General features: G+C 64.8%; 15 protein-coding genes. 9 read left to right on the top strand and 6 right to left on the bottom strand.

Translation table 11 applies throughout. From position 1 onward, the window contains the following. Nucleotides 1-32: 32 nt before the first annotated feature. Genes L9B60_RS24695 through L9B60_RS24685 form a run of 3 tightly spaced genes read right to left on the bottom strand, consistent with a single transcriptional unit; the run spans nucleotide 33 to nucleotide 2508 of the window. The gene (locus tag L9B60_RS24695) at nucleotides 33-767 is read right to left on the bottom strand and encodes a PAS domain-containing protein (RefSeq protein ID WP_249673589.1); all 735 of its coding nucleotides are present in this window, start codon (nucleotides 765-767) and stop codon (nucleotides 33-35) included. Nucleotides 768-785: 18 nt separating this feature from the next. Continuing rightward, nucleotides 786-1409, bottom strand: a complete 624-nt coding sequence (locus tag L9B60_RS24690; RefSeq protein WP_249673588.1) for a response regulator — start codon at nucleotides 1407-1409, stop codon at nucleotides 786-788. Continuing rightward, the gene (locus L9B60_RS24685; protein WP_249673587.1) at nucleotides 1402-2508 is read right to left on the bottom strand and encodes a sensor histidine kinase; all 1107 of its coding nucleotides are present in this window, start codon (nucleotides 2506-2508) and stop codon (nucleotides 1402-1404) included. Before L9B60_RS24685 ends, L9B60_RS24690 begins: the two co-directional genes overlap by 8 nt. A gap of 222 nt (nucleotides 2509-2730) precedes the next feature. On the opposite strand from L9B60_RS24685, the gene L9B60_RS24680 reads away from it, so the two are divergent. The 9 genes from L9B60_RS24680 (at nucleotide 2731) to L9B60_RS24640 (ending at nucleotide 13662) form a co-directional block, all read left to right on the top strand. After that, a complete protein-coding gene (locus L9B60_RS24680) occupies nucleotides 2731-3171 on the top strand; it encodes a dimethylamine monooxygenase subunit DmmA family protein (protein WP_249673586.1) in 441 nt (146 codons plus the stop codon). After that, the gene (locus L9B60_RS24675; protein WP_249673585.1) at nucleotides 3168-4091 is read left to right on the top strand and encodes a PDR/VanB family oxidoreductase; all 924 of its coding nucleotides are present in this window, start codon (nucleotides 3168-3170) and stop codon (nucleotides 4089-4091) included. Before L9B60_RS24680 ends, L9B60_RS24675 begins: the two co-directional genes overlap by 4 nt. Nucleotides 4092-4101: 10 nt before the next feature. Further along, complete coding sequence (locus tag L9B60_RS24670; RefSeq protein WP_249673584.1) at nucleotides 4102-5112, top strand: heme-dependent oxidative N-demethylase family protein; 1011 nt, start codon at nucleotides 4102-4104, stop codon at nucleotides 5110-5112. 30 nt (nucleotides 5113-5142) lie between these two features. After that, the gene (locus L9B60_RS24665) at nucleotides 5143-6273 is read left to right on the top strand and encodes an aminomethyl transferase family protein (protein WP_249673583.1); all 1131 of its coding nucleotides are present in this window, start codon (nucleotides 5143-5145) and stop codon (nucleotides 6271-6273) included. Nucleotides 6274-6419: 146 nt separating this feature from the next. Beyond that, nucleotides 6420-7286 (top strand): formyltetrahydrofolate deformylase, encoded by an 867-nt coding sequence (gene purU / locus L9B60_RS24660; RefSeq protein ID WP_249673582.1) that lies wholly within the window; start codon nucleotides 6420-6422, stop codon nucleotides 7284-7286. Continuing rightward, nucleotides 7283-8173 (top strand): bifunctional methylenetetrahydrofolate dehydrogenase/methenyltetrahydrofolate cyclohydrolase FolD, encoded by an 891-nt coding sequence (gene folD, locus L9B60_RS24655; RefSeq protein WP_249673581.1) that lies wholly within the window; start codon nucleotides 7283-7285, stop codon nucleotides 8171-8173. The genes purU and folD overlap by 4 nt, the downstream gene beginning before the upstream one ends. A gap of 12 nt (nucleotides 8174-8185) precedes the next feature. Continuing rightward, complete coding sequence (locus L9B60_RS24650; protein ID WP_249673580.1) at nucleotides 8186-9547, top strand: trimethylamine monooxygenase; 1362 nt, start codon at nucleotides 8186-8188, stop codon at nucleotides 9545-9547. Between the two features lie 11 nt (nucleotides 9548-9558). Next, on the top strand, nucleotides 9559-11901 hold the full coding sequence (locus L9B60_RS24645) for a trimethylamine N-oxide demethylase (RefSeq protein ID WP_249673579.1): 2343 nt from the start codon (nucleotides 9559-9561) through the stop codon (nucleotides 11899-11901). Between the two features lie 78 nt (nucleotides 11902-11979). Next, nucleotides 11980-13662: an APC family permease gene (locus tag L9B60_RS24640; protein ID WP_249673578.1), complete on the top strand. Its 1683-nt coding sequence runs from the start codon at nucleotides 11980-11982 to the stop codon at nucleotides 13660-13662. A gap of 41 nt (nucleotides 13663-13703) precedes the next feature. On the opposite strand, the gene pstB is transcribed toward L9B60_RS24640, so the two are convergent. From pstB to pstC, 3 genes are read right to left on the bottom strand one after another with little or no spacing between them, the layout of a single operon-like run. After that, complete coding sequence (gene pstB, locus L9B60_RS24635; RefSeq protein ID WP_249673577.1) at nucleotides 13704-14477, bottom strand: phosphate ABC transporter ATP-binding protein PstB; 774 nt, start codon at nucleotides 14475-14477, stop codon at nucleotides 13704-13706. After that, nucleotides 14477-15349, bottom strand: coding sequence for a phosphate ABC transporter permease PstA (gene pstA, locus L9B60_RS24630; RefSeq protein WP_249673576.1), 873 nt, complete (start codon nucleotides 15347-15349; stop codon nucleotides 14477-14479). Before pstA ends, pstB begins: the two co-directional genes overlap by 1 nt. Further along, a complete protein-coding gene (gene pstC, locus L9B60_RS24625; RefSeq protein ID WP_249673575.1) occupies nucleotides 15346-16338 on the bottom strand; it encodes a phosphate ABC transporter permease subunit PstC in 993 nt (330 codons plus the stop codon). Before pstC ends, pstA begins: the two co-directional genes overlap by 4 nt. Nucleotides 16339-16369: the final 31 nt, after the last annotated feature.

Genomic DNA, 16369 nt, shown 5'->3' with positions numbered 1-16369 from the left:
AGCCGATACCCCAGGGCGCCGGCCCGACGTGCCTACGGCGCAGCGCTGATTTCGAAGATGGCGCCTTCTATCCCCAGCACTTCGCCCGTGTCGGCATAAATGCCCACGCCCTTCTCCCACACGTCCTTGACCTGCCCGTTTGCGCAGCGGATGCGGTAGGTCAGCTCGAACGCTTGGCGCTTGAGCAGGGCGCATTGCACGCCGGCCCAAACATAGTCGGCGTGCTCGGGCAAGATCAGTGAGCTGAAGCTGTGCTCATGGGTGTTGGTGAGGTAGGCGGCCGGGTAGCCGGTCAGTTGCAGGCAGCCGTCGCTGACGAACTCCATGGTCCAGTGGCGGTTGTTGCGCCCCCGGTACAGCAGCCCCGGCAGGCCGTTGAGCAAGCTGGCGGCGCCGCGGTGGTGGGCTTCGCGCTGTAGCTCTTGGCGGCGCTGCGCGGTGGCGTCGGTGATGGCCAAAAACCAGTCGCTGCCTTGGCGCCGGGCGTGCAGGTCAAACCAGCGCAGATCACCTTGGGGGCGGATGAAGCGCAGGCGTCGCGGTTCGTGCGACTCGGCCGGATCCTCCAGCCAACTGCGCCACAGTGCCTGGTCTTCCTGATGCAAATAGGCTGACAGCTCAGTGCCAACACGGCTGGCTTCCATCAACGCGCACCAGGCCGGGTTGTGCTCGCGAATGCGGCCATGGCGATCCAGGCGCAACAAGGCGATGGGGAAACCGTCCAGCGCACTGGCGGGCCGTTCAAGCGTGGGGAACAACTGGGCCATCAGGCAGCTCCTGTCAGGTCAGGCACCGGCCCGGTGAACTCGGGCGGCGAGTTCCAGGCGGCTGTTGACGTCGAACTTGCGCAGCAGGTTCTTCACATAGATTTTCACCGTGCCGTCACTGATGCCCAGCTCGCGGGCGATCAGCTTGTTGCTCAGGCCGCTGGCGATCAACGCCAGGGTCTGGGCTTCGCGTTCAGTGAGATCGGCCGGTGGCATGGGCAATGGCGACTGGTCGGCGAGCAGCGCCACCAGGGCGTCGTCGAGCACCACCGAGCCCTTGCTGCAGCCACGCACGTAATCGAGCAGCGCCTCAGGCTCGGTGTCCTTGAGCAAGTAGCCTTCGGCGCCCAAGCGCAGGGCGGTCATCAACTCGCCGCGCTCAAGGGACGCGGTCAGGATGATCACCTGGCAACCCAGCTCCAACTGGCGCAACTCGTCGAGCACCTGCAAGCCGCCCAAGCCCGGCATGTGCAGGTCGAGCAGGATCAGTTCGGGTGCCAGCCGGCAGGCCAGGTTGATGCCCTCGCGCCCGCTGGAGGCTTGGCCCACCACAGTGAAATCACCGCTGTGGGCAAAAAGTTCGGCCAGGCCGCGGCGGAACAGCGGGTGGTCGTCGATCAGCAGCAGGGTAGCGTTATCCAACCTGATCCTCCTGATGGGCCTGCACACGGCAGGCCAGGGACAATGCGATGCGGGTACCGTGGGGCTGCAGCGACTCGATACGCAAGGTGGCGCCGATGGCCGCCGCGCGTTCGCGCATGATCGACAGCCCGTAATGGTTGTGTTCGGTCGAGGCTGGGCGCAGGCCGGTGCCATCGTCATCGACTTGCACCTGCAGCACGCCATCCTGGCCTTGGCGCAGCTCGACCCGTGCAGTGCGGGCATGGGAGTGGCGCACGATATTGGCCAGCGCTTCGCGCACGATCTGCAGGATCTGCAATTCGTGATCCGGGTCCAGCAGGCCCTCGGGCACACGGTTGTCCAGTTCGAAGGCGATCTGGCAACGGCGGCCGAACTCGTCCAGCGAATCGGCCAGGGCCTGGCGCAGCGAACGCCCGTCCATGGTCAGGCGGGCATTGGTGATCAGTTCGCGCACCTGGCGCTGCAGGCCAGTAAGGCTGCGGCGCAGTTCACGCAGCAGTGCCTGGGCCTGCTGCGGCTGTTGCAATTGGGTTTGCAGGCGGCTGGCCTGGAACGACAGAAAACCCAGTTGCTGGGCCACCGAATCGTGCAGCTCGCGGGCCAGCGCGCTGTTGTGGCCATGGCGCTGCAAGTGTTGGCGGGCACGCTGGCGGCGCACGCCCTGGCAGGCCGCCGCCAGCATCGGCGCCAAGCGCTGCAAGGCGTGCACGATGCGCTGCCCGCGCCCGTGCAGCACCAGCACGCCGGTGCCCGGCAGCACACACAATTGCCGTTGGCGCCCCTGGCCGCGGCACCGCCCGCAGGCCCCACTGGCTGGCGTGGCCAGGCGCAACGGGCAGTCGCCTTGCTCGCAGGTTTCGTGCGGACATTGCAGCGGCGCGGGCAGCCCTTCCATGTCCTGCACCAGGGTCAGGGGCGCACCGATCAAGGCGGCCAGCGCCTGAATAAAGCGCACCAAAGGTTCCCACGAACCCGGTTCGTCCAGCAACGCCAGCAGCAGTTCGGCCTGCAGTTCACCCAGGCGCACGGGGTCGACGGCAGGCGCGAACCAGCCGCCTGCCCACCGATGCATCCGCCACGTGCCCGCCTGTTCGATCATGCCAATGCTCCCAGCCTTCGTTGGCTTTTAGACAGCAACTTCCATGCCCTGCCGGCCCATTGAACGCCCCCTACCCCTTTGTAGGTATCTCCTGTGGTGGATTGAGCAAAAATTCACCATGGGAAATTATTATCCCCAGCAGGAAAGCCTGCCGACGCGCACCAACACAAGGCCATGCGGCCACCGGGCGCGTCATTAACGAGCAAGCACAGGAAGATGCCCATGGCCGACGCACCCCGCAATCAGCACAAGACCTTGCCGAGCGTGCCGTGCTATCGCCCCACTCGCCAGCGCCCCGGCAGCCAGCCACTGGTGGTGCGCCAGGGCGACGGACAACCTCTGCAAGAGCGCCTGAAACAGGCGCACATGGGGCTGCACCTGATTATTGAAGGCGATGAAGCCTTTATCTGGAAAGGCCACCGCCTGGCCCGCGAGCACGGCTTGCAGGCAAACGAAATCGACCTGCTGTTGACCGACGCCAGCACCCGCCCGGTGTACTGCGTGCATTGCACCACCACCCAGAACAGCCCCTTGGCCGACACCTTGACCTGCCAGCACTGCGGCGTGGGGCTGGAGGTACGCACGCATTTTTCCCAGCGACTGGGCGCCTACCTGGGCGTGTGCCGCGACGCCGACCAGCCGTTTGCCGAGGCACGGCCATGAGCGCATTTCTGGAGGTGCGCGTGGCCGCCTTGCGCGACCTTACCAGCGCCGTGCGCGAGGTCACCTTCGAGCCGCTCAACGGGCGCTTGCCGGGGTTCTCGGCCGGCAGCCACGTGCAAGTTCACCTGCCGGGCCTGCGCAATGCCTATTCGCTGCTCAGCGACCCGGCCGACACCCGCCACTATCGCATCGCCGTGCGCCGACAGGAGCAATCACGCGGCGGCTCGCACTATGTGCACGACCAACTGCAGGTGGGCCAAACGCTGCGCCTGTCGCCACCGGCCAACCTGTTCGCCCTGCACGGCACCGCGCAGTTGCACATCCTGGTGGCCGGCGGCATCGGCATCACGCCGTTCCTGGCCTACTGCACCGAGTTGCAACGCCGCGGCGCCGAATTCGAACTGCACTACGCCTACCGCACCGGGGTGAGTGACGCCTACCTGCCGCAACTGCGCGAACAGTTGGGCGCGCGCTTGCACACCTACGACAGTGTGCAACGGCGCCTGGACCCCGCGCAGCTGTTTAAAAATCGCCCACTGGGCAGCCACGTGTACGCCTGCGGCCCGCAGAGCCTGTTGCTCAGCCTGCGCGAACAGGCGCGCCTGCAAGGCTGGCCAGACGACCGCGTGCACTGGGAGGCGTTTACCGCACCCGCCGCCGGCCAACCGTTCCTGGTGGAACTGGCCCGCAGCGGCCGCCAGTTGCAGGTGGGCGCCGAACAAAGCCTGCTCGAAGCCCTGGAAGCCTGCGGCGTGGAGGTGCCCAACCTGTGCCGTGGCGGGGTGTGCGGCCAGTGTCACACCCGCTACCTGAAAGGCACCGTGGAGCACCGCGACCACGTGCTCGACGCCACCCAGCATGCCGACAGCCTGATGCCTTGCGTGTCGCGCTGCGCCGGCCCTTTGCTTCTCGACCTTTAGGAATTGCGCCATGAGCCTGACCTTCAAGCCCCAGGAAAGTTACCGCGACGGCTTCACCTTCGCCAACAGCGCCGCGGCCATCCAGCGCTTCCCGTTTCCGTTCCCGCAAGACGAGTACATGTACTCGGTGAACCTGGAGCCTGCGGTGTCGCGCGACCCGGGCTCGGTGTTCGAGCACCGCTTCGACATCGACGAACATTACCGCTCGGAAATGGCCGAACGCGCCTTGGTACTGGACAAAGACCCACGCCGCTGCCTGGTCATGCCGCACATGCAGACCGCCGCCTGGGACGCCCTGCAGATGATCATGGAGCAACTGGCCAGCGACTACCCGCAGTGGTACCAACTGCGCTGCGACGGCGACCGCTGGCACTGGCGCAACCTGGCACTGGGCATTGACCAGGCGTTCACCTTCGGCGACGCCAGCACCCTGCCGTGCGAGCCACTGGAGTTCATCGGCCGCCAGGCACAAGGCGATTTCGCCCTGCTCGACCAACGCGACAATGACCTGTACATGGACGCCGGCATCGTCACCGGCCCCGCCGACTGGTCCCTGGCCTTCGATGCCGGCATGAGCTTCAAGCAATGGCATTCGCCGGTGCCCATGGCCCATCAACTGGGCGTGTTCGACCGGGCCCTGAAATACCTGCTGCACATCCAGGTCGAGCAGCCGGTACGCCGGCTGAACTGGACCCTGACCATCAACCCGCGCCTGGACACCTCGCCGGAAACCTACCACCAGTGGGGCGCCGAGCGCGGCAGCGTGACGCCTGAAAACGTCGGGCAATTGGTGCACCTGCGCGTGGAGCTGCAACTGATGGTGCGCCTGCCCCGCAGCAACGCGCTGATGTTCAGCATCCGCACCTACCTGATCAGCATGGCCGAGCTTGCCACCCAACCGCAGTGGGCCACCCGCCTGCACCGCGTGCTGCGCGACCTGCCGGCGCCGATCGCCGATTACAAGGGCATGACCCGCTACCGCCAGACCCTGGTCGACTGGCTCAGCCAGTACGACGCCTGACCCCCCATTACCCAAGAAGAGGACACCCCCATGGCTCACTCCTGGCGCACCAGCGCACTGCGTGAAAGGCACCTGGCCCTAGGCTCCCAGTTGGAAGACTGGAACGGCATGCCCACCGCCTGGACCTACGCATCGGACCTTGCCGACCACCACCAGGCGATCCGCACCCACGCAGGGCTGATGGACGTCTCGGGCCTGAAAAAGGTCCACTACGTGGGCCCCCACGCCGAGAGCCTGCTGGACTACGCCACCACCCGCGACATGAGCAAGCTGTACCCCGGCAAGTCGGTATACGCCAGCATGCTGGATGAAGACGGCACCTTCGTCGACGACTGCATCGTCTACCGCACTGGCCCCAACGCCTTTTTGGTGGTGCACGGCGCCGGCACCGGCTACGAGATGCTGATTCGTTCGGCCCAGGGCCGCCAGGTGGCGGTGCTGTTCGACGACGACCTGCACGACCTGTCGTTGCAAGGCCCGCAGGCGGTGGATTTTCTGGCCGAACACGTGCCGGGCATTCGTGACCTGCCGTACTTCCATCACCTGCAAACCAAGCTGTTCGACCGCCCGGTGATGATTTCGCGCACCGGCTACACCGGCGAGCGCGGCTACGAAATCTTCTGCAAGGCCGCCGATGCACCGCTGATCTGGGACACCATCCTGGACAAGGGCCAGGGCCACGGCATCATCCCCTGCGCCTTTACCGCCCTGGACTGGCTGCGGGTGGAAAGCTACCTGTTGTTCTTCCCCTACGACAACTCGCAGATGTACCCCTTCGCCGACCAGAAGGCGGGCGACACCCTGTGGGAGCTTGGCCTGGACTTCACCGTGTCACCGGGCAAGCAAGCCTTTCGTGGCGCCGGCGAACACTACCGGCGCCAGGGCCAGGAGCGCTTCAAGATCTTCGGCGTGCTGCTGGACGGCCACCTCGCCGCCCAAGGTGGCGACACCTTGTGGCATGACGGCCGCCAGGTGGGGCTGATCACCTGCGGCATGTACTCGCGCCTGACCGAACGCTCCATGGCCATTGCGCGCCTGGAGCCTGGGTTCGCCCGCTCGGACATCGCCCTTGAAGTGCGCGGCAGCCTGCACGTCAAGGCCGTGACCCACACCCTGCCCTTCGATGACCCCGAGAAAAAGAAGCGCACCGCCAAAGGCTGACCACGCCCCGCCCCCTGTAGGAGCGGATTAATCCGCGAAACGAGCACCGCCGAACACCTGATGCACCGCGGCGCCGTTTTCGCGAATGAAACCAGGATGCCGGACCGCCGCTCCCCCAGGCCAATTACGCACAGAGGTTGATCTTGATGAACACTGCAGCACCCCACTACATCCTCACCGTCAGCTGCCCGGCCCGCTCTGGCATTGTCGCCGCGGTGACCACCTACCTGGCGGATCACGCCTGCTACATCAGCGAGCTGTCGCAGTTCGACGACGAGTTCACCGGCCGCTTTTTCATGCGCGCGGTGTTCCGTTTCAACGCCGGCGTGGCCGGTGATTTCGAGGCGTTGAAACAGGGCTTCGACGACGTCGGCGTGCCCTTCGACATGGACTGGCAGTTGCACAGCAGCACCCAACACACCCGGGTGTTACTGATGGTCAGCAAGTTCGACCACTGCCTGGCCGACCTGTTGTACCGCCACCACAAGGGCGAGATGGACATGACCATCACAGCCATCGTGTCCAACCACCTGGACCTGCGGCCCATGGTGGAACGCGAAGGCATCCGCTTCATCTACCTGCCCGTGACCAAGGAGACCAAGGCCGCCCAAGAGGCGGAGTTGATGCGCATCGTCAACGACACCCAGACCGACCTGGTGGTGTTGGCGCGCTACATGCAGATTCTCTCCGACGACCTGTGCAAGCAGCTCAGCGGCCGGGCGATCAACATCCACCATTCGTTTTTGCCCGGCTTCAAGGGCGCCAAGCCCTACCACCAGGCCTATGCACGCGGCGTGAAACTGATCGGTGCCACCGCCCACTACGTCACCAGCGACCTGGACGAGGGCCCGATCATCGAGCAGGAAATCCAGCGTGTGGACCACGCCTGCCTGCCCGATGACCTGGTCGCCATTGGCCGTGACACCGAAACCATCGCCCTGTCCAAGGCGCTCAAATACCACCTGCAACACCGGGTGTTCATCAACGTCGACAAGACGGTGATTTTCCCATGACCGGCGCCCAGGCATTGCCCCAGGTCATCGATGGCAAGGCGGCGGCCGCCCAAGTGTTGGCCGAGGTGCGCGAGCAAGTGCTAGGCCTCAAGGAGCAAGGCTTGCAACCGGCCCTGGCCGTGGTCCTGGTGGGCAGCGATGCGGCCAGCCAAGTGTACGTGCGCAACAAGATCCTGCGCGCCGGCGAAGTGGGCATCGCCTCACTGGAATATGCCCTGCCCGCCACCTGCACCCTTGCCGAACTGCTGGACCTGATCGCCCAATTGAACGCCGATAGCACGGTCAACGGCATCCTGGTGCAACTGCCCTTGCCGGCCCACATCGATGAGAACGCCGTGCTGCAAAGCGTCGACCCGGCCAAGGACGTGGACGGCTTCCACAGCGAGAACGTCGGTGGCCTGAGCCAAGGTCGCAACGTGCTCACGCCTTGCACCCCCGCCGGGTGCCTGCGCTTGCTGAAAAACACCCTGGGCGACTTGCGCGGCAAACATGCGGTGGTGGTCGGGCGCTCCAACATCGTTGGCAAGCCCATGGCCGCCCTGTTGTTACAGGCCGATTGCAGCGTGACCGTGGTGCACTCGCGCAGCCTGGATGCCGCCGCCCTGTGCCGCCAGGCCGACATTGTGGTGGCCGCCGTGGGCCGACCGAACCTGATCGATGCCAGTTGGCTGAAAACCGGCTGCGTGGTGATCGACGTGGGCATCAACCGCCTCAGCGTGGGCGGCAGCAGCCGCCTGGTGGGTGACGTCGATTATGCCAGCGCGTTGACCAAAGCATCCGCCATCACCCCGGTACCCGGCGGCGTCGGCCCGATGACCATTGCCTTGCTAATGAACAACACCCTGATCGCCGCGCGCCAACAGTGGGCCGCGCAAGGCACCCTTTAAGGAGATGCAGCCATGAACACACGTGTCGCTATCATCGGTGCCGGCCCTTGCGGGCTGGCGCAACTGCGGGCCTTCCAATCGGCACGGGACAGGGGCGCCGAGATTCCCGAGATCGTCTGCTTCGAAAAACAGAAAGACTGGGGCGGCATGTGGAACTACACCTGGCGCACCGGTCTGGATGAACATGGCGAGGCAGTGCACGGCAGCATGTACCGCTACCTGTGGTCCAACGGGCCGAAGGAATGCCTGGAGTTCGCCGACTACAGCTTCGACGAACACTTCGGCCGGCCGATTGCCTCCTACCCGCCGCGCGAAGTGCTCTGGGATTACATTCAGGGCCGGGTGAACAAGGCCGGCGTGCGCCCCTATATCCGTTTCCAAACCGCGGTGCGCAGCGTTGTCTGGGATCAGGCCCGCAAGGTGTTCAGCGTGACCGCGCACGACCACGCCAGCGGCGTGACCGACACCTCGGACTTTGACTACGTGATCAACGCCTGCGGGCACTTCAGCACCCCCAACGTGCCGGAGCTGCAAGGCTTTGCCAGCTTTGGCGGGCGTATCCTGCACGCCCATGACTTTCGCGACGCGCTGGAATTCAAAGGCCGCGACGTATTGATCATCGGCGCCAGCTACTCGGCCGAAGACATCGGCTCGCAATGCTACAAGTACGGTGCGCGCAGCATCACCAGTTGCTACCGCAGTGCGCCCATGGGCTACCAATGGCCAGCCAACTGGGAAGAAAAGCCCATGTTGCAGCGCCTGGAAGGCAAGGTGGCGCACTTTGCCGACGGCACCCACAAGTCCGTGGACGCGGTGATTTTGTGCACCGGCTACCAGCATCATTTCCCCTTCCTGCCTGACGACCTGGCGCTGAAAACCACCAACCGCCTGTGGCCGTTGCAGCTGTACAAGGGCGTGTTGTGGGAAGACAACCCACGCTTCATGTACCTGGGCATGCAAGACCAGTGGTATTCCTTCAACATGTTCGACGCCCAGGCCTGGTATGCCCGCGACGTGATCCTGGGGCGCATCGTGGTGCCCGACAAGGCCACCATGCAGGCGCAGAACCTGGCCCTGCGCGCCCAGGAAGAAACCCTGGAAACCGCCAAACAGATGTTCGAGTTCCAGGGCGCCTACATCCAGGACCTGGTGGACGCCACCGACTACCCCAGCTTCGACATTGCCGGCGTCAACGCCACCTTCCTGGCCTGGAAGCACGACAAGTACGAAGACATCATGGGCTACCGCAACAAGTCCTACCGCTCGTTGATGACCGGCACCCAGTCGCCCGGGCACCACACGCCGTGGCTGGATGCACTGGACGATTCCATGGCCGCGTACCTGGCCGAACCTGCCACCGCCAAGCGCGCCTGAGGGGGGTGCCTATGAACGCTCCCCTGATCAGCCGCCCGCGAGAGCCTGGCCTGTACCGGCGCAGCCCGGGCATCGAGCGGCATATTGTGCGTGGCGGCGGTTTCCTGTTGATCGAGCTGGCCGCCGGCGACCACCTCGAAATCGTCGACCTGGAAGGCCTGCAAGCCTGCGAACTGCTGGCCTTCGATGCTCAGGGCCGCGACGCCCTGGGCGCCCTGGGCTTGCAGGGCTCGGCGGCCAGCCTGTTTGTGGCCGGCCAGTTGCAACGCCCCGAATACCCCTTTGCCCTGGCCCGCAAACGCCTGCAGGCACACCAGGTGGATGTGCGCCATTTGCCTGCGGCGGCAAGCCTGTGGGGCCAGCAAACCCCGGCCGGGCAGCGCCGGCGCTTTGTGACCGACAGCGCCCTGCTGCTGATCGCCGCCGCGCCCGGGGGGCCCACCCCAGTGGACGTGCAAGGTGCGGCAACGGATTTGGCGCTGATTATCGAACGGGCGCGCACCCCTGAGATCTGGGTGCCGCCGTTGCCCGACCCACTGGCCGACCCCATCGACGAATTCGTGGTACGCGCCGGCACCGCCCACAGCTACACGGTGCGCGCCGGCGAGTACATCCAGGTACTGGACGTGGCCGGCCGGCAATGCTCGGACTTTGTCGCCTTGCGCTTGGCAGAGCTTGAGAACGGCCTGGAGCTGGACCTGGACCAGACCGCCACCCGCACCCTCAATGGCAGCGCCTACCCCGCGCCCGGGCTGTTCAGCAAATTCTTCGACCGCCAGATGCAGCCGATGCTGGAAGTGCTGCGCGACACCGTCGGGCGCCACGATTCGTTCTCGCTGGCCTGCACCGCGCGCTACTACGAGAGCCAAGGCTATTTTGGCCATGACAACTGCAGCGACAACCTCAGCCGCGCCTTGGCGCCCTATGGCGTGGCACCGCGCAGTGGCTGGCCGGCGATCAACTTTTTCTTCAACACCCAGGTCACCGCGCACCAGCGCATCGCCCTGGACGAACCTTGGTCACGCCCCGGCGACTACGTGCTGATGCGCGCCACCAGCGACCTGGTCTGCGCCAGCAGCGCTTGCCCCGACGACATCGACCCGGCCAATGGCTGGGACCCTACCGACATCCACATTCGTGTGTACGGCGCCAAGGAGCGCTTTTCGATCGCCATGGCCAGCCGAAAAACCCCAGACGCAGAACCACAGCTCACCCGCGAAAGCGGCTTCCACCCGCAACTGGCGAACTTGACCCGCCACTTCATCGACTACCGCGGCTACTGGCTGCCCAGCCACTACGCGGGGTACGGCGCCACCGAGGAATACCTGGCCTGCCGCGAGCAGGTGGCGGTGATGGACCTCTCGGCCTTACGCAAATTCGACGTGCTGGGCCCCGACGCCGAAGCCCTGCTGCAGTACTGCCTGACCCGCGACGTGACGCGTTTGGCCGTGGGCCAGGTGGTGTATTCGGCGATGTGCTACGAGCACGGTGGCATGCTCGACGACGGCACCCTGCTGCGCCTGGGCCCGGACACTTTCCGCTGGGTTTGCGGCGAAGACTACGCCGGTGTGTGGCTGCGCGAACAGGCACAGAAGCTGGGCATGAAGGTGTGGGTCAAGTCCGCCAGCGAGCAGGTCCATAACATTGCCGTGCAAGGCCCGCGGGCCCGCGAGTTGCTCAGCCAACTGATCTGGACCCCGGCCACCCAGCCCGGCATCGAGGAGCTGGGCTGGTTTCGCCTGCTCAATGGCCGCCTGGAAGGCTACGACGGTTGCCCGCTGATGGTCACCCGCACCGGCTATACCGGCGAGCTGGGCTATGAGATCTGGTGCCACCCAAGCGATGCCGCGCAACTGTGGCAACGGGTGTGGGAAACAGGCCAGCCGCTGGGCCTGACCCCGCTAGGCCTGGACGCCCTGGACATGTTGCGCATCGAAGCGGGGCTGGTGTTTGCCGACCATGAGTTCGACGACCAGACCGACCCGTTCGAGGCCGGCATCGGTTTTTGCGTGCCGCTCAAAAGCAAGACCTGTGACTTTATCGGCCGCGACGCCCTGCTGCGCCGCAGCGAGCACCCACAGCACCGGCTGGTTGGCCTGGAACTTGAAGGCAACGAGGTGGCCGCCCACGGCGACTGCGTGCGCGTGGGCCGGGCCCAGGTGGGCGTGGTCACCAGCGCCTGTCGTTCACCGCTGCTGGGCAAGAGCATTGCCCTGTGCCGCATCGACATCGGCCATGCCGAACTGGGCACGCAGGTGGAGGTGGGCAAGCTGGACGGCCAGCAAAAGCGCATCGCCGCCACCGTCACCGCACCGATTTTCCACGACCCGACCAAGAGCCGGGTCCGCGCTTGAAACGCCCCTAACAATTAGATCGGCCTTAACCCTTGCGATATCTGCCCCGCCACCATCATTCAAAGAAAGGGGATCACGATGGACGCTGCAACGCTTGATCAGATCGCGCCGGCCGCCCAGGCATCCGGCTCACTGCAACGCAAAATCGATTGGCGCGGGGCATTCTGGGTCGCCAGTGGCGTGCCCGCGCTGGTGCTGTTTTCCATCGGCGCGATTGCCGCCACGGTGGGCAAACCGGCCTGGATCGTGTGGATTCTGTCGATCAGTTTCGGCTTTATCCAAGCCTTCACCTACGCCGAGATCGCCGGCCTGTTCCCCAACAAGTCCGGCGGCGCCTCGGTGTACGGCGCCGTGGCCTGGGTGCGCTACAGCAAGCTGATCGCGCCGCTGTCGGTATGGTGCAATTGGTTGGCCTGGTCGCCGGTATTGTCCATCGGCTCGGGCCTGGCGGCGGGCTACATGCTCAGCGCACTGTTTGCCCCGGACGCGGTGATCAACACCTGGCAACTGACCCTGGTGGACCTGGGCATGCTCAAGGGCGGCCTGGCGCTGCGCATCAACGCCACCTTCGTGCTCGGTGCGGCCATCTTGCTGGGGGTGTTCGCCATCCAGCACGGCGGCATCCTGCGCTCGGCGCGCCTGACGTTAGTACTGGGCGTGACCGCGCTGATCCCGCTGGTGCTGGTGGGCATCGTGCCGCTGATCACCGGCGACGTACCGCACATCAACTTCCTGCCCCTGGCGCCCCTGGCCCATGATGCCGCTGGCAATGTGGTAGACGGCGCCTGGGATATTTCGGGTTGGACGCTGATGGCCGGCGGGCTGTTCATGGCCGCCTGGTCGACCTACGGCTTTGAAACCGCGGTGTGCTACACCCGCGAATTCAAGGACCCGAAACGCGACACCTTCAAGGCCATTTTCTACGCAGGCCTGTTGTGCATCGCCGTGTTCACCCTGGTGCCCCTGGCGTTCCAGGCCAACCTGGGCCTGGGCCAACTGGTCACCCCGGCCGTCACCGACGCTGCAGGCGTGATCACCACGCCTGCGGTCTACAGCGGCATGCTCGCGCCGGACATCTACAGTGGCATGGGCGTGGGCACGGTCATGGCCCAGAGCATCGGCGGCGGCAAGCTGGTGCAGAACGTGGTGCTGATCATGCTGGTGCTGGCCACCCTGCTTGCGATCATGACCTCCATGGCCGGCTCCTCGCGCACCCTGTACCAGGCCTCTCGCGATGGCTGGCTGCCGCGCTACCTGGGCCGCGCCAACGAACACGGCGCCCCCACGGCGGCCATGTGGACCGACCTGTGCTTCAACCTGGTGCTGCTGTTGATGTCGGACTACGTGTTCGTGCTGGCGGCGTCGAACGTCAGCTACATCATCTTCAACTTCCTGAACCTGAACGCCGGCTGGATTCACCGCCTGGACCGACCAAAATGGGAACGCCCCTACAAGGCGCCGACCTTGCTGCTGGCGGCAGGTGCCCTGTTGAGCTTTGTCAACCTGGCGTGCATGGGCCTGGGCGCCGACATCTGGGGCAGCGGCACGCTGGTGACGGGTTTGGTGCTGGCACTGTTGATCATCCCGGTGTTCTTGTTCCGCCATTATGGGCAAGACAAGGGCCAGTTCCCGGCTGAAGCGGCAGAGGATCTGTATTTGCAGGATGCGGCGCAGAAACGGGCGGGGGTGTTGCCGTACGTGGCGTTGGTGGCGGGCGTGGTGGTGGTGTTCGTGACGCATTACATCGCCACCCATGCCTGATGCCCAGGGGGCGGGCGCGGCGTTGGCCGCGCCCACGGGGCTCAGCCGAAACGCCCAGTGATGTAGTCTTCGGTTTGCGACTTGGCCGGGTTGGTAAACAACGTGTCCGTGTCCCCATGCTCGATCAGCTCACCCATGAACATGAACGCCGTGTAATCGGAACAGCGCGCCGCCTGTTGCATGTTGTGGGTCACGATGATCACCGTGAACTGCTCTTTGAGCTCGGTGATCAACTGCTCGATGCGCCCGGTGGAAATCGGGTCCAGCGCCGAGGTCGGTTCATCCAGCAGCAGCACTTGTGGCTTGAGCGCAATGGTACGCGCGATGCACAGGCGCTGCTGTTGGCCACCCGAGAGGCTTTGGGCGCTTTGCTTGAGTTTATCTTTCACTTCGCCCCACAGCGCCGCGCCGTGCAAGGCCTGCTCCACACGCTCGTCCATCTCGCGGCGGCCGAGTTTTTCGTGGTGGCGCACCGCGTAGGCGATGTTGTCGTAGATCGACATCGGGAACGGCACGGGCTTTTGGAACACCATGCCCACGTGGCTGCGCAGGCGGTTCATCGAATAGCCCGGCGCCAGGATGTTTTCGCCGTTGAGCAGCACTTCACCCTTGGCTTCCTGCTTGGGGTACATCGCGTAGATACGGTTGAACACCCGCAGCAGGGTCGACTTGCCGCAGCCCGACGGGCCGATGATGGCGGTCACGCGCTTTTCGGGGATGTCCATGTCGATGGACTTCAGCGAACGCTGATCGTTGTAGAAAAATTCCAGGTTGCGCACACGGATCTTGGTGCGTTCTTGGGCAAGGCTCGTCATCAATGGGACCTATTGCGCAAAAGAATCAAACGGGAGAGCAGGCTCAGCACCAGCACGAACAGGGTCAGCACCAGGGCGCCGGCCCAGGCCAGGGCGTGCCAGTCATCAAAGGGGCTCATGGCGTACTGGAAGATCACCACCGGCACGCTGGCGATCGGCTTGAGCAGGTTGCTGCTCCAGAACTGGTTGCCAAAGGCGGTGAACAGCAGCGGCGCGGTTTCACCGGTGATGCGCGCAAGCGCCAGCAGGACCCCGGTCACCACGCCGGCCTTGGCCGCGCGCAGCACGATCTGCAGGGTCAGTTTCCACTGGGGTACACCCAGGGCCAGCGCGGCTTCGCGCATGGTCGACGGTTGCAGCTGGAGCATTTCATCGGTGGTGCGCACCACCACCGGAATCACCAGCAAGGCCAGGGCCAGGGCACCGGCGATGGCCGAGAAACCCATCTGGTGGTTGCTGAAGTGGTTCAGGGGCAAGATCACCCCGGTATAGATAAACAGGCCCAGCACGATGGACGGCGCCGACAACAGGATGTCGTTGACGAACCGCACGGTATTGCCCAGCTTGCTGTGGCGGGCGAACTCGGCCAGCCACACGCCGGCCATCAGGCCGATGGGAGTGCCGATCACCAGGGCCAACGCCGACATCAAGGCGCTGCCGTAAAAGGCGTTGGCCAGGCCGCCCTCGGTGCCCGGTGGCGGAGTCATCTGGGTGAACAGTGCCAGGTTCAAGGCCTGGAAGCCGTTGATCACCGTGGTCAGCAGAATCCAGATCAGCCACAGCAGGCCGAACGCGGTGGCGCCGCAGCTCAAGCCCATTGCCACCCAGTTTTTGTAGCGGCGTACGCGGTACAGCCGTTCGCTGTCGTTCATAGACCCTCTTTACGCGACAAGCGCATCAGCATCAGCCGCGCCAGGGCGAGCACGATGAAAGTGACGACAAACAGCAAGAAGCCCAGCCCGATCAGCGCCGAGCGGTGCAGGTCGGTGTAGGCTTCGCTGAATTCGTTGGCGATGACCGAGGCGATCGAGCTGCTGGGCATCAACAACGAGGCCGAGAATTGTTGCGCGTTGCCCAACACGAAGGTCACCGCCATGGTTTCGCCCAAGGCGCGGCCCAGGCCCAGGAATACCCCGCCTACCACAGCCGAGCGGGTGTAGGGCAGCACGATGTCCCACACCACTTCCCAGGTCGTGTTGCCCAAGGCATACGCCGACTCTTTGAGGGTGGTGGGCACGCTGCGAAACACCTCGTGCATCACCGAGGTAATGAACGGGATGATCATGATCGCCAGCACGATGCCGGCAGTCAGCATGCCGATGCCCAGCGGCGGGCCCTGGAACAGCGTGCCGATCAGCGGCAAGGCGCCCAGGTAGTCGTTGATCCACGGCGCCAGGTGCGCGGCCATGAACGGGCCGAACACGAACAGGCCCCACATGCCGTAGATGATCGAAGGGATGCCGGCCAGCAGCTCCACCGCCGAGGCAATCGGCATGCGCAACCACGGCGGCGCCACTTCGGTAAGGAAGATGGCAATGCCAAAACTCACCGGCACTGCAATCAGCAGGGCCAGCAACGAGGTCACCAGGGTCCCGTAGATGGGGACCACGGCGCCGAATTTTCCGTTGACCACGTCCCAATCGGTGCTGGTCAAAAAGCTCCAGCCGAAGGTACGGAAGGCTTCACTGCCGCCCCACAGGGTAGAGCCTGCGATGCTCAGCAAAAGGAGCAACACCAGCATCGCGGCGCCCATCATCGAGCGGCGAAACCACAGGTCGTGACGCTGGTCGCGCGCGGCGCGCGCTTCAGACTCATCGACTTTACGGGCTTGGGTGCTCATGTACTGCGTGTTCTCTGTCATATCATCCACTCGCAAAACACGAACCCCGGCT

Origin of the sequence: Pseudomonas abieticivorans, from assembly GCF_023509015.1 — a bacterium.
Lineage (GTDB): Bacteria > Pseudomonadota > Gammaproteobacteria > Pseudomonadales > Pseudomonadaceae > Aquipseudomonas > Aquipseudomonas abieticivorans.
The sequence above is the reverse complement of the archived record's forward strand: the minus strand, read 5'-3'. Positions and strand labels throughout refer to the sequence as shown.